The organism is Streptomyces sp. 130 (genome assembly GCF_007096885.1).
Lineage (GTDB): Bacteria > Actinomycetota > Actinomycetes > Streptomycetales > Streptomycetaceae > Streptomyces.
Genome location: NZ_VJNO01000006.1, coordinates 40,236 through 63,287 on the forward strand (window position 1 = coordinate 40,236; position 23,052 = coordinate 63,287).

Annotated in this window: 17 protein-coding genes; 13 read left to right on the forward strand and 4 right to left on the reverse strand. The window is 71.6% G+C overall.

The features are described from left to right. Nucleotides 1-280 precede the first annotated feature (280 nt). The 5 genes from FKN01_RS07440 (at nt 281) to FKN01_RS07460 (ending at nt 8,186) form a co-directional block, all read left to right on the forward strand. Nucleotides 281-1,660 carry a diaminobutyrate--2-oxoglutarate transaminase family protein gene (locus tag FKN01_RS07440; protein ID WP_143617678.1) on the forward strand — a complete coding sequence of 460 codons (1,380 nt, stop codon included), beginning with the start codon at nt 281-283 and terminating at the stop codon, nt 1,658-1,660. Nucleotides 1,661-1,688: 28 nt separating this feature from the next. Beyond that, the gene (locus FKN01_RS07445) at nt 1,689-3,614 is read left to right on the forward strand and encodes an IucA/IucC family siderophore biosynthesis protein (RefSeq protein ID WP_143617680.1); all 1,926 of its coding nucleotides are present in this window, start codon (nt 1,689-1,691) and stop codon (nt 3,612-3,614) included. Nucleotides 3,615-3,678: 64 nt separating this feature from the next. Beyond that, nucleotides 3,679-4,269, forward strand: coding sequence for a GNAT family N-acetyltransferase (locus FKN01_RS07450; RefSeq protein ID WP_143617682.1), 591 nt, complete (start codon nt 3,679-3,681; stop codon nt 4,267-4,269). A 60-nt stretch (nt 4,270-4,329) separates the two neighbouring features. Beyond that, a complete protein-coding gene (locus FKN01_RS07455; RefSeq protein WP_143617684.1) occupies nt 4,330-6,165 on the forward strand; it encodes an IucA/IucC family siderophore biosynthesis protein in 1,836 nt (611 codons plus the stop codon). 50 nt (nt 6,166-6,215) lie between these two features. Then, nucleotides 6,216-8,186 (forward strand): ATP-dependent DNA helicase, encoded by a 1,971-nt coding sequence (locus tag FKN01_RS07460; protein WP_143617686.1) that lies wholly within the window; start codon nt 6,216-6,218, stop codon nt 8,184-8,186. 110 nt (nt 8,187-8,296) lie between these two features. On the opposite strand, the gene lexA is transcribed toward FKN01_RS07460, so the two are convergent. Then, entirely contained in the window at nt 8,297-9,091 is a 795-nt protein-coding gene (lexA, locus tag FKN01_RS07465) for a transcriptional repressor LexA (RefSeq protein WP_143617688.1), read from the reverse strand. A gap of 519 nt (nt 9,092-9,610) precedes the next feature. Between lexA and nrdR the strand changes: the two genes are divergently transcribed. Both nrdR and FKN01_RS07475 read left to right on the forward strand, forming a co-directional pair. After that, nucleotides 9,611-10,123, forward strand: a complete 513-nt coding sequence (gene nrdR, locus FKN01_RS07470; RefSeq protein WP_143617690.1) for a transcriptional regulator NrdR — start codon at nt 9,611-9,613, stop codon at nt 10,121-10,123. 163 nt (nt 10,124-10,286) lie between these two features. Next, entirely contained in the window at nt 10,287-13,190 is a 2,904-nt protein-coding gene (locus FKN01_RS07475; protein WP_143617692.1) for a vitamin B12-dependent ribonucleotide reductase, read from the forward strand. Between the two features lie 103 nt (nt 13,191-13,293). On the opposite strand, the gene FKN01_RS07480 is transcribed toward FKN01_RS07475, so the two are convergent. Continuing rightward, complete coding sequence (locus FKN01_RS07480; protein ID WP_143617694.1) at nt 13,294-13,830, reverse strand: TerD family protein; 537 nt, start codon at nt 13,828-13,830, stop codon at nt 13,294-13,296. A gap of 191 nt (nt 13,831-14,021) precedes the next feature. On the opposite strand from FKN01_RS07480, the gene FKN01_RS07485 reads away from it, so the two are divergent. From FKN01_RS07485 to FKN01_RS07510, 6 genes are all read left to right on the forward strand, one after another. After that, nucleotides 14,022-14,627, forward strand: coding sequence for a YdbC family protein (locus FKN01_RS07485; protein WP_143617696.1), 606 nt, complete (start codon nt 14,022-14,024; stop codon nt 14,625-14,627). An 89-nt stretch (nt 14,628-14,716) separates the two neighbouring features. Continuing rightward, complete coding sequence (locus FKN01_RS07490) at nt 14,717-15,376, forward strand: histidine phosphatase family protein (RefSeq protein WP_143617698.1); 660 nt, start codon at nt 14,717-14,719, stop codon at nt 15,374-15,376. A gap of 10 nt (nt 15,377-15,386) precedes the next feature. Continuing rightward, nucleotides 15,387-16,283, forward strand: a complete 897-nt coding sequence (locus FKN01_RS07495) for an ADP-ribosylglycohydrolase family protein (protein ID WP_143617700.1) — start codon at nt 15,387-15,389, stop codon at nt 16,281-16,283. A 523-nt stretch (nt 16,284-16,806) separates the two neighbouring features. Beyond that, nucleotides 16,807-18,360, forward strand: coding sequence for a DUF4153 domain-containing protein (locus FKN01_RS07500; RefSeq protein ID WP_260696815.1), 1,554 nt, complete (start codon nt 16,807-16,809; stop codon nt 18,358-18,360). A 127-nt stretch (nt 18,361-18,487) separates the two neighbouring features. Further along, nucleotides 18,488-19,198, forward strand: coding sequence for a ribonuclease HII (locus FKN01_RS07505; RefSeq protein WP_143617703.1), 711 nt, complete (start codon nt 18,488-18,490; stop codon nt 19,196-19,198). Nucleotides 19,199-19,258: 60 nt separating this feature from the next. Next, nucleotides 19,259-19,876, forward strand: coding sequence for a hypothetical protein (locus FKN01_RS07510; RefSeq protein WP_143617705.1), 618 nt, complete (start codon nt 19,259-19,261; stop codon nt 19,874-19,876). A gap of 104 nt (nt 19,877-19,980) precedes the next feature. Here FKN01_RS07510 and FKN01_RS07515 read toward each other — a convergent pair whose 3' ends face one another. Together FKN01_RS07515 and FKN01_RS07520 are read right to left on the reverse strand one after the other, a co-directional pair. Continuing rightward, nucleotides 19,981-20,610, reverse strand: coding sequence for a hypothetical protein (locus tag FKN01_RS07515; RefSeq protein WP_143617707.1), 630 nt, complete (start codon nt 20,608-20,610; stop codon nt 19,981-19,983). A 218-nt stretch (nt 20,611-20,828) separates the two neighbouring features. Beyond that, nucleotides 20,829-23,000 carry a RecQ family ATP-dependent DNA helicase gene (locus tag FKN01_RS07520; RefSeq protein ID WP_143617709.1) on the reverse strand — a complete coding sequence of 724 codons (2,172 nt, stop codon included), beginning with the start codon at nt 22,998-23,000 and terminating at the stop codon, nt 20,829-20,831. Nucleotides 23,001-23,052: the final 52 nt, after the last annotated feature.

The window sequence follows — 23,052 nt, forward strand, 5'->3', positions numbered from 1 at the left end:
TTGTGTCCGGCGCGCCGCATGGTCCGCCGAACGGGCAGGAAGCAGCGCGGCCTTCGGGACGTGCCCGAGCCCGGCGCGGCCCCCACTATGCCGGTGCCGCTGTCGGCGGTGCGCGGCAGGGTTGCGCTCCGCAAGGATCTTCGGATTTACCCGTGATTTTTTGCCCCCTCGGTCGTTGGTACGCGTGGGGAGCACGGAGACAGCGTTCACCCTCGCAGGCCGTCCTTGCGAAATCGTACTGACGTGCAACGCAACTGTTACAGCGGGAGGATCAAGAGCCGTGGCCGTGACCGAACCAGCTCCGGCGCCACCCCTGGCGGCCCACGAAGGCATCCTGCGCCGCCAGTCGCTGCGTGAATCGGCCGCCCGCACCTACGCCAGGTCGCTGCCGATCGTCCCGGTGCGCGCCCGGGGACTGACCATCGAGGGCGCGGACGGGCGGCGCTATCTCGACTGCCTCTCCGGGGCGGGGACACTGGCCCTCGGCCACAACCACCCGGTCGTCCTGGAGGCGATCAAGAAGGTCCTCGACTCGGGTGCCCCGCTGCACGTGCTGGACCTGGCCACGCCGGTCAAGGACGCTTTCGTCACGGAGCTGTTCAGCACCCTGCCGCGGCGGTTCGCCGACAACGCCCGGGTCCAGTTCTGCGGCCCCGCCGGTACGGACGCGGTCGAGGCGGCGTTCAAGCTGGTCCGCGCCGCGACCGGCCGCAGCGGCCTGCTGGCCTTCACCGGTGCGTACCACGGCATGACGGCGGGCGCCCTCGCGGCTTCCGGCGGCGCCGAGGACGTACGGGTGACCAGGCTGCCCTTCCCGCAGGACTACCGCTGCCCCTTCGGCATCGGCGGCGAAGCGGGTGCGCGGACCGCCGCCCGCTGGACCGAGAACCTGCTGGACGACCCCAAGAGCGGGACGCCCGCACCCGCCGGGATGATCTTCGAACCGGTCCAGGGCGAGGGCGGGGTCAACCCCGCGCCGGACGGCTGGACGCGGCGGATGCGCGAGATCACCGAGACCAGGTCCATCCCGCTGATCGCCGACGAGGTCCAGACCGGCGTCGGCCGGACCGGCGCCTTCTGGGCCGTCGAGCACAGCGGAATCGTGCCCGACGTCATGGTGCTGTCCAAGGCCATCGGCGGCTCCCTCCCGCTCGCCGTGGTCGTCTACCGCTCGGAGCTCGACACCTGGCAGCCCGGCGCCCACGCCGGCACCTTCCGCGGCAACCAGCTCGCCATGGCGGCCGGCACGGCCACCCTCGCGTACGTCCGCGAGAACGGCCTCGCCGAACGGGCCGGCGTCCTCGGCAGCCGCATGCTGGCGAGCCTCAGGTCGCTCGCCGCCGACCACCCGTGCATCGGCGACGTCCGGGGCAGGGGCCTGATGATCGGCGTCGAGATCGTGGACCCCGAAGCCCGCCCGCAGGGCACCGGCACCGAGCCGCCGCCGGACCCGGTCCTCGCCGCCGCCGTCCAGCAGGAGTGCCTGAGCCGCGGGCTCATCGTCGAACTCGGCGGCCGCTACTCCACCGTCGTACGCCTGCTGCCGCCCCTCACGCTCACCGACGAACAGGCGACGGCGGTGGTCGACCGCCTCGCCGACGCCCTGGCAGCGGCGGAGCGGTCACCGCACCGCCGCCTGCCTACCGGATCGCTCCGCTGACCACGGACACCAGCACAGGAAGACCGCCGTGAACCCCCCCCCCGCGCCCGAGGCCGACGGCCCTCCCCCCACCCACCTCACCGAGCCGGAGGCCCCCGGCGGGCTCGCCGTCGAGGCGACGACCGTGCCGCGCCAGAAGGAGACCCCGCACGACCTGTGGCACGCGTCGCGGCCCGCTACCCGGCCGCAGAGCTCCGTACACCCGGACGATCCCGCGACGGCCCCGGACCCGGGCGCCGACCCGCTCGACCATCCCGACCCGCTCCGCGCCGCCGACGCGGCCGGCGTCGAGAACCTCCTGCGCTGCTGGGTCCGCGAGAACGACCTGCCCCGCCCGGCCGGGCAGACCCTGCGCGTCCCGCTCCCCGCGAGCGGTACCGCCCTGCTCGTCCCCGTCCGCCACTGGTCCGCCACCGGCTGGCACCGCTTCGGGCCCCCCGTCCTGGAGCAGGCACCCGCCACGGCGCCCACCGCCGACGCGGTCACCGTGGCCGCCCTGCTCGGCCGGGAGGCCGGCCACCACGACGGCGCCGACATGGCCGGCCGCGTCGCCGACTCGGTACGCCGCACCGCCTCGTTCATCGGGGAGCGGCGCCGCAGGCCCGCCGCCCCCGAGGAGGCGGACCTCTTCCTCACCGCGGAACAGTCACTCCTGCTCGGCCACCCCCTGCATCCTTCGCCCAAGAGCAGGGAAGGGCTCACCGACGCCGAGGCGCGCCTCTACTCACCCGAGCTGTACGGCTACTTCCCGCTCCACTGGATGGCCGCCGACCGCTCCGTGCTGGCCACCGACTCCGCCTGGACCGATCAGGGCCGCCCCGTGCCCGCCGCCGACCTCGTCACCCGCCACGCCCCGGGCCTCGACTTCCCCGCGCACACCACTCCCATTCCCCTCCACCCCTGGCAGGCCCGCGAGCTGCGGAGCAGGCCCGAAATCGTCGCCCTGCTCGACGCCGGCCTCCTGCACGACCTCGGCCCCCACGGCGCCCCCTGGCACCCCACCTCCTCGGTGCGCACCGTGCACCGGCCGGGGTCCGACCTGATGCTGAAGCTCTCCCTCGGTGTCCGGATCACCAACTCCCGCCGTGAGAACCTCCGCAAGGAGCTCCACCGGGGCGTCGAGGTCCACCGGCTGCTCCGCACCGGACTCGCCCGTGAGTGGCACGCGGCGCACCCCGGCTTCGACATCGTGCGCGACCCCGCCTGGCTCGCCGTCGACACCCCGGACGGGGCGCCCGTGCACGGCCTCGACGTCATGCTGCGGCACAACCCCTTCAGCCGGTACGACGATGCCGTGTGCATCGCCGGGCTCACCGCTCCACGGCCCTGGCCGGGCCGGACGGGACTGCACTCGCGCCTCGCCGACGTGGTGCACCGCCTCGCCGCGGCCACCGGGCGGACGACGACCGCGGTGGCCGCCGAGTGGTTCCTGCGCTACCTGGAGCGCGTCGTCCACCCGGTGCTCTGGCTCGACGCCCGCGCCGGGGTCGCTCTCGAAGCCCACCAGCAGAACACCCTCGTCCTGCTGGACGCGGACGGCTGGCCCGCCGGCGGCCGTTACCGTGACAATCAGGGCTACTACTTCCGGGAATCGCACCGCACCGCACTCGACCACAGGCTCCCCGGCATCGGATCGGTCAGCGACACCTTCGTCTCCGACGCCGTCACCGACGAACGCTTCGCCTACTACCTCGGTATCAACAACGTATGCGGACTCATCGGGGCGTTCGGCTCCCAGCGGCTCGCCGACGAACAGATGCTCATCGACGCCTTCCGGCGCTTCCTGAAGTCGGCGGCCGGAATGGGCTCGCCGTTCCCCGCCCACCTGCTTGAAAACCCGCACCTGCGCTGCAAGGCCAACATGCTGACGCGCCTGCACGGACTCGACGAGCTCGTCGGGCCCGTCGACACCCAGTCCGTCTACGTCACCATCACCAACCCCCTGCACGGCTGAGCCGAGCCGGGGCCGAAGAGCCGACGAACCCGCACCCCCGAGCGCCGAGAGAGGAGCGCCACCCGTGTCTCCCCCCGAGGCGTCCGCCGGCCCCGTCCTCCGGCCGGGCTGGGCCCCCGTCCCCACACCGGCCGGGGAGTTCCAACTCGTCCCCGTCCGCCCGGAAAGCGATCTTCCGGTCCTCACCCGGTGGATGAACGACCCCGTCGTCGCCGCCTTCTGGGAGCTGGCCGGCGACGAGAGCGTCACCGCCCGGCACCTCGCCCCGCAGCTCTCCGACGACAGCCACAGCACCCCGTGCATCGGGGTGCTGTCAGGCGTGCCCATGAGCTACTGGGAGCTGTACCGCGCCGACCTCGACCCGCTCGCCCGCCACTACCCGGCCCGGCCGCACGACATGGGCGTCCACCTCCTCATCGGTGAGGGGCGCCACCGGGGCCGCGGCACCGGCAAGGCGCTGCTGCGCGCCGTGGCGGGCCTGCTGTTCGACCACGTCCCCCTCTGCACACGGGTCGTGGCCGAGCCCGACCTCCGTAACGTCCCGTCCGTCTCCGCGTTCCTGAGCGCCGGATTCCGCCTCTCCGCCGAGCTCGAACTCCCGGGGAAGCGGGCCGCGCTGATGGTCCGCGACCGAGCCCCCCGCAGCCGGCCATGAACGCATCCCCGATCCGTCCGCACCGCTCTCACCCCATCGGTTCCCACCCGAGGAGTCCCCGTGCCCACATACCCTGCGCACCACGACGCAACGGAGCCGCCCGCACTGCTCACCACCCCGGAGCTCAACCGGGTGGCCTGGGACCGGGCCGCCTCCCGGATGCTCGCGAAGATGCTCGGTGAATTCGCCTACGAGGAAGTCATCGAGCCGGCTCCGCGAACCGCCGGCGGCAGCACGTACACCCTTCCGCTGGACGACGGCGGCAGCCTCTCCTTCACCGCCCGGCGCGGTGTGTACGGGAGCTGGCGGGTGGACCCCGGATCGATCCGCGCGCAGGGCCCGGACCCCGCGGCGGGCAGCGTCCCGTTCTGCGATCCGCTGCTGTTCGTGACCCGGGCCCGCCGCCTCCTCGGCCTCGACGGCGCCACGCTCGGCCACCTCCTCCGCGAGCTGACCACCACGCTCGCCGCCGACGCCCGCCTCGATCACACCGCGCTCTCCGCCGCCGAGCTGGCCGGTCTCGGCTACGCGGAGCTGGAGGGCCACCAGACCGGCCACCCCTGGATCGTCGCCAACAAGGGCCGGCTCGGCTTCTCCGCCGGCGACGCAGCCCGCTACACCCCAGAGGCCCGCGAGCCCGTCCGGCTGCCCTGGCTCGCCGTCTCCCACCGGATCGCCGCCTACCGTGGCGTGCCCGCCCTGTCCACCCCGGACAAGCTCTACGCCCAGGAGCTCGACGCGGCCGTCCGCGCGTCCTTCGCCGACAGCCTGCGCGCACGCGGCCTGGACCCGGACGGCTACCACTTCATGCCGGTCCACCCCTGGCAGTGGGACGAGTGGATCGTGCCCCTGTTCGCACCGGCCATCGCCGCCGGAGACATCGTGCCGCTGCCCGCCGACCCGGACGTACGGCTGCCGCAGCAGTCCATCCGTACCTTCGCCAATCTCGCGCGGCCGGACCGGCACATCGTCAAGCTGCCGCTGTCGATCCTCAACACCCTGGTCTGGCGCGGGCTGCCGACCGAGCGCACCATCGCCGCGCCCGCCGTCACGGGCTGGGTGCTGGGGCTGCGCGACGACGACCCGTTCCTGCGCGACACGTGCGGCGTGATCCTCCTCGGTGAGGTCGCCTCGGTCACCGTCGAGCACCCGCTGTACGACCATCTCCCCGAAGCGCCCTACCAGTTCAAGGAGATCCTCGGGGCGATCTGGCGCGAGCCGCTGCCGCCCCGCCTGGCACCGGGGGAGCGGGCCCGGACCCTCGCCTCCCTGCTCCACACCGACCCCGCTGGACGCGCGTTCACCGCCGAGCTGGTCGGCCGTTCCGGACTGGCCCCGACCGTCTGGCTGACCCGCCTCTTCGCCGCCCTGCTGCCGCCGCTGCTGCACTTCCTCTACCGCTACGGGACCGTCTTCTCCCCGCACGGTGAGAACGCGATCGTGGTCTTCGACGAGCGGGACGTGCCCGTGCGCCTCGCGATCAAGGACTTCGTGGACGACGTCAACGTGAGCGCGCAGCCGCTGCCCGAGCACGACACCATGCCGGCGGACGTGCGCCGCGTCCTGCTCACCGAGGAACCGGCCTTCCTCACCCAGTTCATCCACTCCGGGCTGTTCACCGGGGTCTTCAGGTTTCTCTCCCCGCTCTGCGAGGAACAGCTCGGCGTCCCCGAGGGCGAATTCTGGTCACTCGTCCGGGCGGAGATCCTGCGCTACCACGCCCGTTTCCCCGAGCTGAAGGAGCGGTTCGAGATGTTCGACATGCTCACCCCGCGCATCGACCGCCTCTGTCTGAACCGGAACCGGCTGCATCTGGACGGCTACCGCGACCGGCCCGTACGCCCGCACGCGGCGGTCCACGGCAGTGTCGCGAACCCGCTCCACCCCTCCGAGTGAGGCCGGGAGTGCCCGCCGATGTCAGTGGCGCCCCGTAGGCTGGCCGGGCTATGACGAAGCCATCCCTCCCCGAGCTCCTGCACGCCGCCGTGACCGCCGTCGGCGGTACGGAGAGGCCCGGCCAGGCCGCCATGGCCGCCGCCGTCGCCGAGGCCGTAGACGACCAATCCCATCTGCTCGTCCAGGCCGGCACGGGGACGGGCAAGTCGCTCGGCTACCTCGTGCCGGCCCTGGCACACGGCGAGCGCGTCGTCGTGGCCACGGCGACGCTGGCCCTCCAGCGCCAGCTCGTGGAGCGCGATCTGCCGCGTACGGTCGACGCGCTGCATCCACTGCTGCGCCGCCGCCCTCAGTTCGCCATGCTCAAGGGCCGGTCGAACTACCTCTGTCTGCACCGGCTCCACGAGGGCGTGCCGCAGGACGAGGAGGAGGGGCTGTTCGACCAGTTCGAGGCGGCGGCCCCGTCCAGCAAGCTCGGCCAGGACCTGCTGCGCATGCGTGACTGGGCCGACGAGACGGAGACGGGCGACCGGGACGACCTCACACCCGGCGTCTCGGACCGGGCCTGGGCACAGATCTCGGTCTCCTCGCGGGAGTGCCTGGGCGCGAGCAAATGCGCGTACGGCGCGGAGTGCTTCGCCGAGCAGGCCAGGGAGCGGGCCAAGCTCGCCGATGTGGTGGTCACCAACCACGCGCTCCTGGCGATCGACGCCATCGAGGGCGCCCCGGTGCTCCCGCAGCACGAGGTGCTGATCGTGGACGAGGCCCACGAGCTGGTCTCCCGGGTCACCGGTGTGGCCACCGGCGAGCTCACCCCCGGCCAGGTCAACCGCGCGGTGCGCCGCGCCGCGAAGCTGGTCAACGAGAAGGCGGCCGACGCGCTGCAGACCGCCGCCGAGGGCTTCGAGCGGGTCATGGAGCTGGCGCTCCCCGGCCGCCTGGAGGAGGTGCCGGAGGACCTGGGCTACGCGTTGACGGCCCTGCGGGACGCCGCGCGCACGGTGATCTCCGCGATCGGCGCCACACGGGACAAGTCCGTCCAGGACGAGGACGCGGTCCGCAAGCAGGCACTGGCATCGGTGGAGTCCGTCCACGCCGTCGCCGAGCGCATCACGCAGGGCTCCGAGTACGACGTCGTCTGGTACGAGCGGCACGACCGGTTCGGCGCCTCGGTGCGGGTCGCCCCGCTCTCCGTCTCCGGGCTGCTGCGCGAGAAGCTGTTCGCCGAGCGCTCCGTCGTGCTCACCTCCGCCACGCTCAAGCTGGGCGGCGACTTCAACGGCGTGGGCGCCTCCCTCGGGCTCGCCCCGGAGGGCACGGCGGGTGAGGACGTCCCGCAGTGGAAGGGCCTGGACGTCGGCTCGCCGTTCGACTATCCGAAGCAGGGCATCCTCTACGTCGCGCGGCATCTGGCGACCCCCGGCCGCGAGGGCTCCCGGACGGACATGCTGGACGAGCTGTCCGAGCTCATCGAGGCGGCCGGCGGGCGCACGCTGGGGCTGTTCTCCTCCATGCGAGCGGCCAAGGCGGCTGCCGAGGAGCTGCGCGGCCGGCTGGACAAGCCGATCCTGCTCCAGGGCGAGGAGACCCTGGGCGAGCTGATCAAGAGTTTCGCCGCCGACCCGGAGACCTGCCTCTTCGGCACGCTGTCGCTGTGGCAGGGCGTGGACGTGCCGGGGGCGAGCTGCCAGCTGGTGGTCATGGACAGGATTCCGTTCCCCCGGCCCGACGATCCGTTGATGAGCGCACGACAGAAGGCGGTCGAGGAGGCCGGGGGCAACGGCTTCATGGCGGTGGCGGCCACCCATGCCGCGCTGCTGATGGCGCAGGGCGCCGGCCGCCTCGTACGGGCCACGGGTGACAAGGGGGTCGTCGCGGTCCTGGACCCGCGTCTGGCCAACGCACGCTACGGCAGCTATCTGCGGGCCTCGCTGCCCGACTTCTGGTACACCACCGACCGCAACCAGGCCCGTCGCTCGCTCGCCGCGATCGACGCGGCGGCCAGGGCGGACGGGCGGTAGCCCTTCGGAGGGCGTACACCTCCGGCGAGGGCGGACACGAAAAGGGGCCCCGGGACCGGCGCGAAGCCGGACTCGGGGCCCCCTCTCCCAGAGAGTGTGAGGTGCGGGTCTCAGACCCTGCGCAGCACCGCGACCACCTTGCCGAGGATCGTCGCCTCGTCGCCGGGGATCGGCTGGTACGCGGCGTTGTGCGGGAGCAGCCAGACGTGGCCGTCCTCGCGCTTGAACCGCTTCACCGTGGCCTCGCCGTCCAGCATGGCGGCCACGATGTCGCCGTTCTCCGCGACGGGCTGGCGGCGCACGGTGACCCAGTCCCCGTCACAGATCGCCGCCTCGATCATCGAGTCGCCGACGACCTTGAGCACGAAGAGCTCGCCGTCCCCCACCAGCTGGCGGGGGAGCGGGAAGACGTCCTCGACGGACTCCTCGGCGAGGATCGGCCCACCGGCGGCGATGCGGCCCACCAGCGGCACGTACGAGGCGGCGGGCTTGCCCGTGGTGTCCGTCGGCTGCGTGCTCGGCTGGTCCGAGCCGCGTACCTCGTACGCCCGGGGGCGATGCGGGTCGCGGCGCAGGAAGCCCTTGCGCTCCAGCGCCATCAGCTGATGGGCGACCGAGGAGGTGCTGGAGAGCCCCACCGCCTGACCGATCTCCCGCATCGACGGCGGATAGCCGCGCCGCTGCACGGAATCCCGGATGACCTCGATCACCCGCCGCTGCCGGTCAGTGAGCCCCGAGCTGTCCGCCCGGATTCCGGGAGGTCGTCCGGGAAGCGAGCGCGCTGGGCGCCCGGGCTCCGGGCCCTCCGTGTTCATGACTGGGTCATTCATGGCATGCACCGGCTCGAGTCGGCTCTGGGAGCGGTCCTGGGCAGTGATGATGGCACTGTCTGCGGTGGTGGTCACGTCGGCGGCCCCTCTCGAATGGTCTCCCTGGCTGCACAACGGTAGTGGCTTTCGAAAGGTTGCGCCAAACACACGTTCGAGTGAAAAACGAATAAAAGACTGTCGGGACTCCACTGTCAGGTGTATGAGGCCGCCTACGGTGTGCGACGACCGGGTGTCGCCGGCAGGGCCGCCACTCGCTCCGCGCGGCCGTCGCGGCCGCCCCCGGGACCGTAGCGCGGCGCCCTGCGGGAGGCCGTCGCGGGGTGGCCGCCCGGTCGTCCGCCGTCCGGGTGCTTCCCGTACCCTCTTGGTCGGCCTTACGCTGCCTTCCGCCCGCTCCCGGGCGCGACACGCGCTAGGGCCGAATGCGCCACTGGACCCAAGATCTAGTGGTTGGATAGTGCCGACCGCCCCGAATGTAGTGGTCCCCCCGTCCATCGGGGGTGCGGTCATCGCCTATGCTTGAGACCGCTTCGAGGGCCCCCGACCGGGCCTGAAGAGGCTATTCAGTCGTGCTGTGAAGGAGGGTTGGGAGCCATGCACTGCCCCTTCTGCAGGCACCCCGACAGCCGGGTCGTCGACAGTCGCACCACCGACGACGGGACCTCGATCCGCCGGCGCCGCCAGTGCCCCGACTGCTCCCGCCGCTTCACCACGGTGGAGACCTGTTCACTCATGGTGGTCAAGCGGAGCGGGGTCACCGAGCCCTTCAGCCGCACCAAGGTCATCTCGGGCGTGCGCAAGGCGTGCCAGGGGCGGCCCGTCACCGAGGACGCCCTCGCCAAGCTGGGGCAGCGGGTCGAGGAGGCGGTGCGCGCGACCGGCAGCGCCGAGCTCACCACGCACGACGTCGGACTGGCCATCCTCGGCCCCCTGCAGGAACTCGACCTCGTCGCCTACCTGCGCTTCGCGTCCGTGTACCGGGCGTTCGACAGCCTCGAAGACTTCGAGGCCGCCATCACGGAACTCCGTGAGCGGCGGCCCCGCGCGGAAGCATGCGGGAGCGGCGAGACCCTTGAGGTCCCCGCCCCCGCCGTCGCCGCCGACTGAGCGGCGGTCGCCGGCCGCGTCGATCCGGGGATCGCGCGAGCCGGCACCTGGACCTTGCTCCGGGCGACGTATGACCAATGCGGCGGCCGAAGCATCAGACACACACTGTGCCGGGGAAGTTCTCGGCACTTCAGGGCGTTTTTGCCCACATATGGGAGGCGGCATGACAGAGACGGCGAGCGGCCCGGCACGGGGTTCCCGCAACAAGGGGACCAAGTCGACTGCGTCCAAGCAGGGCCTGCGTATCGAGCGCATCCACACCACCCCCGGCGTGCATCCGTACGACGAGGTGTCCTGGGAGCGCCGTGACGTCGTCATGACCAACTGGCGCGACGGCTCGATCAACTTCGAGCAGCGTGGCGTCGAGTTCCCCGACTTCTGGTCGGTGAACGCGGTCAACATCGTCACCAGCAAGTACTTCCGGGGCGCCGTCGGCACCCCGCAGCGCGAGACCGGTCTGCGGCAGCTGATCGACCGGATCGTCAAGACGTACCGGAAGGCCGGCGAGGACTACCAGTACTTCGCCTCCCCCGCCGACGCGGAGATCTTCGAGCACGAGCTGGCGTACGCCCTCCTGCACCAGATCTTCAGCTTCAACTCCCCGGTGTGGTTCAACGTCGGCACGCCCCAGCCGCAGCAGGTCTCCGCCTGCTTCATCCTCGCCGTCGACGACTCCATGGAGTCGATCCTCGACTGGTACAAGGAAGAGGGCATGATCTTCAAGGGCGGCTCCGGGGCCGGCCTGAACCTCTCCCGTATCCGTTCCTCCAAGGAACTCCTCTCCTCCGGCGGCAACGCCTCCGGTCCCGTCTCCTTCATGCGGGGTGCCGACGCCTCCGCCGGAACGATCAAGTCCGGTGGCGCCACCCGCCGTGCGGCCAAGATGGTCATCCTCGACGTCGACCACCCCGACATCGAGAACTTCATCGAGACGAAGGTGAAGGAGGAGGAGAAGATCCGCGCCCTGCGCGACGCGGGCTTCGACATGGACCTGGGCGGCGACGACATCACGTCCGTCCAGTACCAGAACGCCAACAACTCGGTCCGCGTGAACGACGAGTTCATGAAGGCCGTCGAGTCCGGCGGCAAGTTCGGCCTGCGCGCCCGGATGACCGGCGACGTCATCGAAGAGGTCGAGGCGAAGTCCCTCTTCCGCAAGATGGCCGAGGCCGCCTGGGCCTGCGCCGACCCGGGCATCCAGTACGACGACACGATCAACCACTGGCACACCTGCCCCGAGTCCGGCCGGATCAACGGCTCGAACCCGTGCAGCGAGTACATGCACCTGGACAACACCTCGTGCAACCTCGCCTCGCTGAACCTGATGAAGTTCCTCAAGGACGACGGCAAGGGCAACCAGTCCTTCGAGTCCGAGCGCTTCGCCAAGGTCGTCGAGCTGGTCATCACCGCGATGGACATCTCCATCTGCTTCGCCGACTTCCCGACCGAGAAGATCGGCGAGAACACCCGCGCCTTCCGCCAGCTCGGCATCGGCTACGCCAACCTCGGCGCCCTGCTGATGGCGACCGGCCACGCGTACGACAGCGACGGCGGCCGCGCGCTCGCCGGCGCCATCACCTCGCTGATGACCGGCACCTCGTACAAGCGCTCCGCCGAGCTGGCCGCCGTCGTCGGCCCGTACGACGGCTACGCCCGCAACGCCGAGCCGCACCAGCGCGTCATGCGGCAGCACGCCGACGCCAACGCCGCGGCCGTGCACGCCGACGACCTGGACAACCCGATCTGGGCCGCCGCGACCGAGGCCTGGCAGGACGTGATCCGGCTCGGCGCGAAGAACGGTTTCCGTAACGCGCAGGCGTCGGTCATCGCGCCCACCGGCACCATCGGCCTCGCCATGTCCTGCGACACCACCGGTCTCGAGCCCGACCTCGCCCTGGTCAAGTTCAAGAAGCTGGTCGGCGGCGGCTCGATGCAGATCGTCAACGGCACCGTCCCGCAGGCCCTGCGCCGCCTGGGCTACCAGGAGGAGCAGATCGAGGCGATCGTCGCCCACATCGCCGAGCACGGCAATGTGATCGACGCCCCCGGCCTCAAGACCGAGCACTACGAGGTCTTCGACTGCGCGATGGGCGAGCGGTCCATCTCCGCGATGGGCCACGTGCGCATGATGGCGGCCATCCAGCCGTGGATCTCCGGCGCGCTCTCCAAGACGGTGAACCTGCCGGAGTCGGCCACCGTCGAGGACGTCGAGGAGGTCTACTTCGAGGCGTGGAAGATGGGCGTCAAGGCGCTCGCGATCTACCGCGACAACTGCAAGGTCGGCCAGCCCCTCTCCGCCAAGACCAAGGAGAAGGACAAGGAGGTCGTCGCGGCCAAGGCCGAGGACACCATCCGTACCGCGGTCGAGAAGGTCGTCGAGTACCGCCCGGTCCGCAAGCGCCTGCCCAAGGGCCGGCCCGGGATCACCACCTCCTTCACGGTGGGCGGCGCCGAGGGCTACATGACGGCCAACTCCTACCCGGACGACGGCCTGGGCGAGGTCTTCCTGAAGATGTCCAAGCAGGGCTCGACCCTCGCGGGCATGATGGACGCCTTCTCCATCGCGGTCTCGGTCGGCCTGCAGTACGGCGTCCCGCTGGAGACGTACGTCTCGAAGTTCACCAACATGCGCTTCGAGCCGGCCGGCATGACGGACGACCCGGACGTGCGGATGGCGCAGTCGATCGTCGACTACATCTTCCGCCGCCTGGCGCTCGACTTCCTGCCCTTCGAGACCCGCTCGGCCCTCGGCATCCACTCCGCCGAGGAGCGCCAGCGCCACCTCGACACCGGCTCCTACGAGCCGACGTTCGAGGAGGAGCAGCTGGAGGCCGAGACCCTGGCCCAGACCGCCCCGGTGCGGACGGAGACGCTGAAGGCGGTCGCGCCGGTCCAGGAGACCGAGAAGGCCGAGCCGAGGACGGCGCACACCTCGGCCGAGCTGGTCGAGATGCAGCTCGGCATCAGCGCGGACGCCCCGCTCTGCTTCTCCTGCGGTACGAAGATGCAGCGCGCCGGCTCCTGCTACATCTGCGAGGGCTGCGGCTCCACCAGCGGCTGCAGCTGATCGCTGAACGGTGAGTGCGGGCAGGTCTTCCCGGGAAGACCTGCCCGCACTGCTCGTACAGGTCCTCCTCGGAAGACCCGCCCGCACTGTTCGTACGCGGCGCCTACGCGCCGAACGCCCGGCCGCCCATCGCGGCGGCGAACTCCTCGGGGTCGCCGTCGAAGCCCCGGACGGTGCCGTGGAAGTGCCAGCCGCCGGATTCGTCCCGTACGAATTCGGCCACGACGGCCGCGGTGGCGCCCCCCACGGCGGAGAAGTCGTCCTCCGCGAGCGTCGTGTAGCCCTCGCGGACCTGGACCCCGGTGTTCTCTATGGCGCCGAACGTCTTGCGGCCGTCGCGCTGCTGGATGGCGACGCCCACGACGACCCGGGCATAGGCGTCGGACAGCCGGTGCAGCTCCAGCGTCATCACCTCGTCGTAGCCGAGCCCCTGGCCGGTCCTGCTGTCCCGGTCGAGGGTGATCGTGCCGTCGGGCGACCGGCTGTCGAAGTGGACGAGGTACGCCGGTCCGCCGTACGGCTGGTCCGCCGGGTAGGTCGCCGCGATGATGTCGAGGTCGTTGGGCGTCTCGCCCCGGTCGCTGGGATCCCATCTGATCCGCACCTCGACCTTTTCCAGATCCTTGTTGGGAGTGCTCATCGGATTTCCCTCCTGCGCGCGGGGGCGGCGCTCCGGTTCCGTCCTCCGATCATGTCCGCAACGTGCCCCGGAACCAACCGGCTTGGGGGCGACCGGCTGAAACGGGCCAGGAACGCGCGGGAGACGGCCGGTTCCGGCGGACTCCGTGGGAGCGTGACCCACGCCACGTCCGACAGTCGTACGATGGCGCCGTGCTGGTCAAGTGGATTCGCTGCAGTGTGTCGGACCGTCGGGGTTTCGAACAGGGGCAGCGGAAGTGGGCGGGGCTGCTGGGTGAGCCGGGCTTCAGGGGGCAGGGAGGCGGCTGGAGCCGCGTCCGGCCGGAGGTGGCGCATGTCTTCGCCTTCTGGGAGAACCGGGTCTTCTACGACTCCTTCATGGCGCGAGGCCACGACGCCCTGGCGGCAGCGCAGTCCGGCACGTACCAGGACCTCCAGGTGAAGCTCTTCGAATACCGCTTCGACGTGAAGACCGGATTCGAACCCCGCTTCACCGACGCGGATGTGCTCAGGGTGGCCCACAGCCGGGTCCACGAGGACCGGGTCGAACACTTCGCGCTGATGCAGCAGCGGGTGTGGAACCCGGCCATGGCGGGATCACCGGGGATGCTGCGAGGGGTCTTCGGCGAGGCGCCCGGGCACGAGTTCCTGGTCCTGTCGATGTGGCAGTCCAGCGCGGAACGCGGCAAGTACCGGCCGGGCAGCGTGGACCGGCTCTCGCAGCGGGCGGGCACGGAGGAGGACGTGGCGGCGCTCTCCGGCGACGTGGTGCGGCTCGAACCGTCCTGGACGGTGTGACAGCGCCGGGCGGCGGGTACGGCGGCGACATCCACCGACGAATTCCGGACAGGTGCTCGAACGGCGATGACTCGATTTAGTGTCGTTGTATGGCACGACCGCAACGAATCGTTCTAGTCCGGCACGGCGAGTCCGAGGGCAACGCCGACGACACCGTGTACGAGCGCGAACCCGACCACGCGCTGAGGCTCACCCCCGCCGGGCTGCGCCAGGCCCGTGAGGCGGGGGAGCGGTTGCGCGGGCTGTTCGGGGAGGAGCGGGTCAGTGTGTACGTCTCTCCCTACCGGCGTACCCACGAGACGCTCGCGTCCCTCGGGCTGGACGCCGGGCGGGTACGGGTCCGCGAGGAGCCCCGGCTGCGCGAGCAGGACTGGGGGAACTGGCAGGACCGCGACGACGTCCGGCTGCAGAAGGCGTACCGGGACGCCTACGGGCACTTCTTCTACCGCTTCGCACAGGGTGAGTCCGGGGCGGACGTGTACGACCGGGTCGGCGCCTTCCTGGAGAGCCTGCACCGGAGCTTCGAGGCCCCGGACCACCCGCCGAACGTCCTGCTGGTCACCCACGGTCTGACCATGCGGCTCTTCTGCATGCGCTGGTTCCACTGGTCCGTGGCCGAATTCGAGTCGCTTTCCAACCCCGGGAACGGGGAATCGCGGACGCTCGTCCTCGGCAAGGACGGGCGGTACACGCTCGACCGGCCCTTCGCGCGCTGGCGTACCCCTGAGCCCTACGGCATCTCCGGATAGAGTGGAAGCGATGACCGAATCCGCTTCCGACCAGCGCCTCGAACGCACTCTGGCCAGCTTGCGCGGCCTGTCCGTGGGGGACGCCCTGGGCTCCCAGTTCTTCGTGCCCGCCAACTACCCGCTCCTGAAGGAGCGCGCCCTGCCGGCCGGGTCCTGGCAGTGGACCGACGACACGGAGATGGCCTGCTCCGTCGTGGCCGTCCTCCAGGAGCACGGCCGGATCGACCAGGACGCCCTGGCCCGGTCCTTCGCGCACCACCACGACTTCGACCGGGGATACGGCCCGGCCGTGAACCGCATGCTGCGCCTGGTCCGCGAGGGCGGCGACTGGCGAGAACTCGCCTCCTCCCTGTTCAACGGCCAGGGTTCCTGGGGCAACGGCTCCTCGATGCGCATCGCGCCGCTCGGCGCCTGGTACGCGGACGACCCCGAGCAGGCCACGCACCAGGCGGAGATCTCCTCCTACACCACCCACCAGCACCGGGAGGCCGTCGTCGGCGCGATGGCCGTCGCGGCGGCCGCGGCGCTCGTCGCCTCACCGGCCGGACCGCCCGCTCCGGAGGCCCTGCTGGACGGCGTCGTCGCGCTCGTCCCGCGCAGCGCCGTCGGTGCCGGACTGCGCCGGGCCCGGGACATGCTGGACTACGAGGACGCGGGCACCGTCGCGGCGGTCCTCGGCAACGGACGCCGCACCAGCGCGCACGACACCGTCCCCTTCGCCCTGTGGTCGGCGGCGCGGAGCCTCGGCGACTTCGAAGAGGCGTTCTGGGTGACGGCCCAGGCCGGCGGTGACGTGGACACGACCTGCGCCATCGTCGGCGGCGTGCTCGCGGCAAGCACCGCGGGCGCCCCTCCGGCGCACTGGACGGCCCGTACGGAGCCCCTCCCGCAGTGGACGACCGGCTAGGGCCGGTCCGGTGGACAGGGCGATACACCTGGCGCGCGGGTGCGTCGGCCGGACCGCCGCCCCACTGTCACGGTCCTGCCACAGCATCCTGCCCCACGGCCGGCGGCCGTGAGACGGGGTTACTCTTTCGGCCACGCCGCCCTTGGTGATCATGACGACGGGTGAGCACCGAATGAGACGCCGGGGCTGCGCGCTGCCCAGAGCTCGCGTGAGCGGGCCCCGGTGGGGGAGGGGTCCCGTGTCCGAAACACCGCCAGCTTCACCCCGGCCCGAGCCTGCGCCGGACGAGCCCGCCTCGCCCCGGCCCGCGCCGGACCAGGTCACTCCCGGGCAGATCCCGCCGGAGCAGCGTGTCCCTGGACAAGCCGGCACCGGGCGGACCTCGGCCGTGAGGGCCCGGACTGAACAGACACCGGCGTCCGCCGCCGCGCCCACGGGCAGGAGCGCGGCCGGAGACGGTACGGCGCCGATGCCCGAACCACCCGAGATCCCCGCCTACGCGACGGGACGCCCCCATGGGCAGATGCAGCAGAGCCCCTGGGGGAAGCCACCGCCTTCCGTCACGACGCGGCTGCGGGCAGTGAAGCCGGGGCCCGTCCACACCGGCGCCCTCTGGGCCGCCCTGGCGACGGCCCTGCTCAGCATGGCCCTGCTGGGCGACGGCATCGGGCTGAACCTGCTCATCGTGGCGCTGCCCGCCTCGGCCGGCGCGTACGTCTGCGCCAGAGCGGCGGGCCGCAAGCTCCGCCCCTGGACCGCCGTGTGGGGCATCGGCGGCCTGGCGCTGCTGGCCGTTCCGGCGCTCCGGGATGCCGGCTGGCCGACCTTCCTCGCGATGGTGTCCGCTCTGGCACTCGGCTCGCTGGCACTGCACGGCAGCCGGAGCTGGCTCGGCGTGTTCCTCGGCTCTCTCGGCGTGTTCACCTCCGTCCTCGAAGGGCTGCGATGGGGTGCCCGGGGGGTACGCGAACGCATGTCGGGATCCCGGGGCCGCTTCGGCGTCGTCTTCCGGTCCGTGGCCGTGGCCGTCGTCCTGGTCATCGTGTTCGGCGCGCTCTTCGCCAGTGCCGACGCCGCCTTCGCGGACCTGCTGGGCAGCCTGACCCCGGACGTGTCGGTCGGTGACGGTCCATGGCGGATCTTCCTGGGCCTCCTCGGTCTGGTGGGAGCCCTCGCCGCCGCCTACACCGCCGCCGCCCCGGTCCGCTGGGACGGGCTGCCGGTACGGCCGGGCAAGGCGCGGGGGCGGTTGGAATGGGCTCTCCCGCTGATCGTTCTGAACCTCCTCTTCGCGGCGTTCCTCACCATCCAGCTCACGGTGCTGCTCGGCGGATACGACAAGGTGATGGCCGAGACGGACCTGAGCTACTCCGAATACGCCCGCCAGGGCTTCTGGCAACTGCTCTGGGCGACGGTGCTCACGCTCGGCGTCATCGCGCTCGCCCTGCGCTGGGCCCCGCGCGGCGGCACGCGCGACCGCACCCTCGTCCGTTGTGTACTCGGCACCCTGTGCCTCCTCACCCTCGTCGTGGTCGCCTCGGCCCTGCGGCGTATGGACCTCTACGTCGACGCGTACGGCCTGACCCGGCTGAGGATCTCCGTGGCAGCGGTGGAACTCTGGCTCGGTGTGATCCTCGTACTGATCATGGCGGCCGGCGTGTTCGGCCCTCGTCTGCTGCCGCGTGCGGTCGCGGCGAGCGCGGCCGCCGGCGTACTGGCCTTCGGTCTCATCTCGCCCGACGGGCTCATCGCCGAGCAGAACGTCCAGCGCTACCGCAACGATCACGCGATCGACATCGAATACCTCAAGGGCCTCTCGGCCGATGCCGTACCCGCTCTCGACACCCTGCCCGAACCCCTGCGCTCCTGCGCCCTGCAGGACATCCGGCGCGAGCTCCAGAACTCCGACGAGCCCTGGTACGCGACGAGTTGGGGAGAGGCGCGAGCCCGGGACATCCTCGCCGACTGGGACCCCGGATTCCGCGCGTCCGACTGCCGGGGGCTGAGCACGGGCGACAGCGGCGACGAGCGCGGCGGCGGGACGGACGACGTCTACGACCCGTACGACCCGTACTGATCAACCCGCAAGCGGCAGCCCGGAGCCGTGTGTCGCGCGCCGTCCGGCGCGCGACCGCCGGTGCGAGCCCGCGAGGGGTGCCCCGGGGTGTTCCTGGCGTCCCCTTCGGCGTACGCTGACAGACGCCATGCCGTACGAACCACCCACGCACACCGTCGAGCGCTCACTGCGCGCCACCACCGGTGCCAAGATCGTCGCCGGTGTCGACGAGGTCGGACGAGGAGCGTGGGCCGGTCCCGTCACGGTGTGCGCCGCGGTCACCGGTCTCCGCAGGCCCCCCGCCGGACTCACCGACTCCAAGCTGATCACCCCCAAGCGCCGTGCGGAACTGGCGCCGGTGCTGGAGAGCTGGGTCACCGCGTACGGCATCGGTGACGCCTCCCCCCAGGAGATCGACGACCTCGGCATGACCGCCGCGCTCCGGCTCGCGGCCGTACGCGCCCTGGAGGCGCTGCCGGTCCGCCCCGACGCGGTGATCCTGGACGGCAAACACGACTACCTGGGCAGCCCCTGGCAGGTCCGTACCGTCATCAAGGGCGACCAGTCCTGCGTCGCGGTGGCCGCGGCATCCGTGATCGCGAAGGTCCGCAGGGACGCCATGATGGCCGAACTCGGCGCGCAGAAAGCGGAGTACGCGGACTTCGCGTTCGAGGCCAACGCCGGCTACCCGTCCCCCGTCCACAGGGCCGCACTCGAGGAGCGTGGGCCCACCGCCCACCACCGCCTCTCGTGGTCCTACCTCGACGCGCTGCCCCGGTGGCAGCACCTGAAGAAGGTCCGTTTCTCCGCCGAGGCGGCCGCACTGGAAAGCGGGGGCCAGCTCGGCTTCGACTTCTGATCGCGCATATGTGCCCACCCGCCGATGCCCGTGGTACCGGCGTTTGATAGACAACCACCCATGCCTCTCATCCCCGAGGAGCCTCAGATTCACGAGAGCGCCCAGGGTCCCCGCGCCACCCCGGCCACCGGCCGTGCCGCGTCGACCCCTCGTCCCGTACCCGGTCCGCGTTCAGCGGCCACGCCGCGCCCCGGTCGCCCGGGGCCCGGCCCGCGGCCTGCGCCCCCGGCGCAGCGCCAACCCGCCACCTCCGTCCGGCCCCAGGCGGCGCCGGTGGAGAATCGTTCCGCACCGAAGCTCCAGGTCATCCCCGCATCGGCCGACGGCGCGCTCGACGCCGCCGACGAGGCGGTGGACCTGCTGCTCGACTCGGGTCGCGCACCCGGCGACATCCTGGTGCTGACCACAGGCGGCCAGCACCCGTGGGCCACCCACGAGCTCTCCTTCGGTGAGGCCGCGTACTGGGCCCAGCTCGAAGCGGGCGACGACGTCTTCTTCGCCGAGGCCGCGGCCGCGGACCGGGTCAAGCCCCGGCCCGTGGTGGTCGTCGCGGTCAACGGCCCGGCCGACGACGCGGCCGCGCGGGCACTGGCCAGGGCCCGGGAATCGGCCGGTGTGCTGCTGATCGTCTGCGGCGATCCGCAGCGGATCAACGCCGCGCTCGGCGTCGGCGTCTGAGCATCGGCGCCGACGGGCCCGCGGCCGGTTACGTCACGGTGTGAGCCGCGGCTTCGGCGGTCCGGCCGTCCGAGAGGGCGGCCGGACCGCCGAAGCGTGCGTGGTCAGCGTGCCGCGGAACGGTGCAGTGCCTGTGCTGCTCCGCCTCCTGTGCGCGACGGGACCTGCGCGGAGGCCAAGGCTGTGTCGGCGAGGGCCGAAGGCTGCGACAGGGAGTTCGGACGGCGTCCGCCCCGGCCCTCGCCCAGCACCTGCCAGCCGCCCCGGGTCAGCGTGATGTACGCGCCGCACCGCAGTCCGTGCAAGGTGCAGGCGTCCCGAAGTCCCCACATCCACGCTCCGTCCTCCTCCGTCCAACGCTCGTCCCCTTCGCGGCAGTAGAGCAGTACCGCGGTGCGGACGGGCGTACGGCGCCGCAGATCATGCGGGATGACGCGCCGCAGATGCGCCAGCAGTGAATTCCGGAACTCCCAGCCGTCGGCCGTCACCGAGCGGCGGGCGAATGAGGCGCTTGCCGTCAGGCGCTCCTCGTGGTCCAGGACGGCGACCACCGCGGTGGCCGGCGACGGCCGGTGCCTGGCATGCAGGCCGCTGACCACCTCACGCGGGCTGCGCAGCAGGGGTATTCCGGCCGCTGCCCACTCGGCCGGTTCGAGCATTCTGGCAAGGCGGTTGGCGGAGTCGGCGGCTGCCGACATCGAAGTGGCTGCGGACGGAGCGAATCCGAAGGTCACGGTCCTCCCTTCGCATACGCGCCCACGATGCGGGCAGGGTCGGATGAGGGCGCGCCGCGGCACAGCCCTTTCGGGCCCGCGAGAGGACCGTGCGGGGAGCGACTCCAATTCTTCCTGGCGTATCGGCAGGCGGCAACGAGCAATTGGCGAGGCTGACGGTATTCAGCCGGAATGACACGGATATCCCTGCCCAGTCCGGGCCCGCCCGACGCCTTCCGTCACGCCTGAACCGCGAGGACCAGCGGAAACACCGCCTCCGCCCCGGCGCGACGCAGCAGGCGGGCCGCCACGGCGAGTGTCCAGCCGGTGTCCGAGAGATCGTCCACGAGCAGCACGGGACCGTCCGCGGTCGACAGGGCGTCCGCGAGGCCGGGTGGGACGAACAGCCGCTCGTGCAGGGCGCGGACCCGCTGCGCACTGTTGGTCTGCGATATCCGGACGGCATCGGCGTCCGGGGTCAGGCCCAGACACCCCAGCAGCGGCATTCGTCCCACGCCGGCGATGTGCCTGCCGAGCGATTCGATGAGCTGGGGCCTGCGGGCCGAGGCCATGGTGACGACACCGACCGGGCGGGAGACGGCGTCGGCGGTCCCGGAAGCCCAGCCTCCGGGGCCCTTGGCCCAGTCGGCCAGCACCGTCACCACGGCATCGGCGACGTCACCCGGAACCGGGGCGTCGGGCGCCTGTCCCGTCAATATCGGGCGCAGTCTGTTGCCCCACCCGATGTCGGTGAGCCTGCCCAGGGCCCGGCCGGTTCCGGCGAGCTCCGTCGCCGAGATCCTGCCCTTGAGATCGACACCGACCGACGCGAGCCCGGTCGGCCACATCTTGCGGGGCTCAACCTCCACACCGGCCCTCCGGAGCTCACCCTTCGCGGTGTCCAGCGCGGCGTCGGAGACTCCCGCGTCGAACCGGGCGCCGGCGCAGTTGTCGCAACGGCCGCACGGGACCGCTCCCTCGTCGTCGAGCTGCCGGCGCAGGAACTCCATCCGGCAGCCGTCCGTCGCGGCGTAGTCGCGCATGGCCTGCTGTTCGGCGGCGCGTTGCCGAGCCACCCATGCGTAGCGTTCGGCGTCGTACACCCAGGGCTCTCCCGTCGCGGTCCAGCCGCCCTTCACCCGCTTGACCGCCCCGTCGACATCGAGGACCTTGAGCATGCTTTCCAGCCGTGCGCGGCGCAGCTCGACCAGGGGCTCCAGGGCGGGCAGTGAAAGGGGCCGCCCGGCCCGGCCCAGCGCGTCGATCGTGCGCCGCACCTGTTCCTCCGGTGGGAAGCCGACCGACGCGAAGTACTGCCAGATCGCTTCGTCCTCCTTGCCGGGCAGAAGCAGCACCTCGGCATGCTCGACTCCGCGCCCGGCGCGGCCCACCTGCTGGTAGTAGGCGATGGGGGAGGACGGCGACCCGAGGTGAACGACGAAGCCGAGGTCGGGCTTGTCGAAGCCCATGCCGAGCGCGGAAGTCGCCACCAGCGCCTTGAGCCGATTGGCCAGCAGATCGTCCTCCGCCTGCTGCCGTTCCGCGTTCTCGGTGCGGCCGGTGTAGGACGCGACTGTGTGCCCGCACTGCCGGAGATACGAGGTGACCTCCTCGGCGGCCGCGACCGTGAGCGTGTAGATGATTCCCGAGCCCGGAAGCTCCTTGAGGCGGTCCCCGAGCCACGCCAGGCGGTGTGTCGCGTCGGGGAGCCGCAGCACGCTGAGGCTCAGGCTCTCGCGGTCCAGTGAACCCCTCAGCACGAGCGCGTCCGCGCCGGAGCCGGTACCCAGCTGTTCCGCCACGTCCGCGGTGACCCGGGCGTTCGCCGTGGCCGTGGTGGCGAGCACCGGGACTCCGGCGGGGAGATCGGCGAGCATCGTCCGCAGCCGGCGATAGTCGGGCCGGAAGTCGTGGCCCCAGTCGGAGATGCAGTGCGCCTCGTCCACGACGAGCAGCCCGGTGGTCGCGGCGAGCCGGGGCAGCACATGGTCGCGGAAATCGGGATTGTTGAGGCGCTCGGGGCTGACCAGCAGGACGTCGACCTCACCGGCGGCCACCTCGTCCTGCACGGTGTCCCACTCCTCCGTGTTGGAAGAGTTGATCGTGCGCGCACTGATACCGGCGCGGGCCGCCGCCGCGACCTGGTTGCGCATCAGCGCCAGCAGCGGCGAGACGATGACCGTCGGTCCGGCGCCCAGCGCACGCAGGAGGGAGGTGGCGACGAAGTACACCGCGGACTTTCCCCAGCCGGTGCGCTGGACCACCAGCGCCCGCCGCTTGTCCGCGACGAGTGCCTCGATGGCCCGCCACTGGTCCTCACGCAGACGCGCGGTGCCGGAGGCGTCACCGACGAGTCGGGCCAGTACGGAATCGGCCGAAGCCCTGAGCTCTGCGCGGTCTGCGTTGGTCATGCCTCCCATGCAACCCGATGGATCCGACAACCGCGAACAGCCCGTCACTGTC

Coding starts and splice junctions, on each gene's coding strand:
- FKN01_RS07460 (WP_143617686.1), top strand. CDS start 6,216: ATGACGAAGCCATCCCTCCCCGAGCTCCTGCACGCCGCCGTGACCGCC.
- nrdR (WP_143617690.1), top strand. CDS start 9,611: ATGCACTGCCCCTTCTGCAGGCACCCCGACAGCCGGGTCGTCGACAGT.
- FKN01_RS07475 (WP_143617692.1), top strand. CDS start 10,287: ATGACAGAGACGGCGAGCGGCCCGGCACGGGGTTCCCGCAACAAGGGG.
- FKN01_RS07480 (WP_143617694.1), bottom strand. CDS start 13,830: ATGAGCACTCCCAACAAGGATCTGGAAAAGGTCGAGGTGCGGATCAGA.
- FKN01_RS07490 (WP_143617698.1), top strand. CDS start 14,717: ATGGCACGACCGCAACGAATCGTTCTAGTCCGGCACGGCGAGTCCGAG.
- FKN01_RS07495 (WP_143617700.1), top strand. CDS start 15,387: ATGACCGAATCCGCTTCCGACCAGCGCCTCGAACGCACTCTGGCCAGC.
- FKN01_RS07500 (WP_260696815.1), top strand. CDS start 16,807: ATGCAGCAGAGCCCCTGGGGGAAGCCACCGCCTTCCGTCACGACGCGG.
- FKN01_RS07505 (WP_143617703.1), top strand. CDS start 18,488: ATGCCGTACGAACCACCCACGCACACCGTCGAGCGCTCACTGCGCGCC.
- FKN01_RS07510 (WP_143617705.1), top strand. CDS start 19,259: ATGCCTCTCATCCCCGAGGAGCCTCAGATTCACGAGAGCGCCCAGGGT.
- FKN01_RS07520 (WP_143617709.1), bottom strand. CDS start 23,000: ATGACCAACGCAGACCGCGCAGAGCTCAGGGCTTCGGCCGATTCCGTA.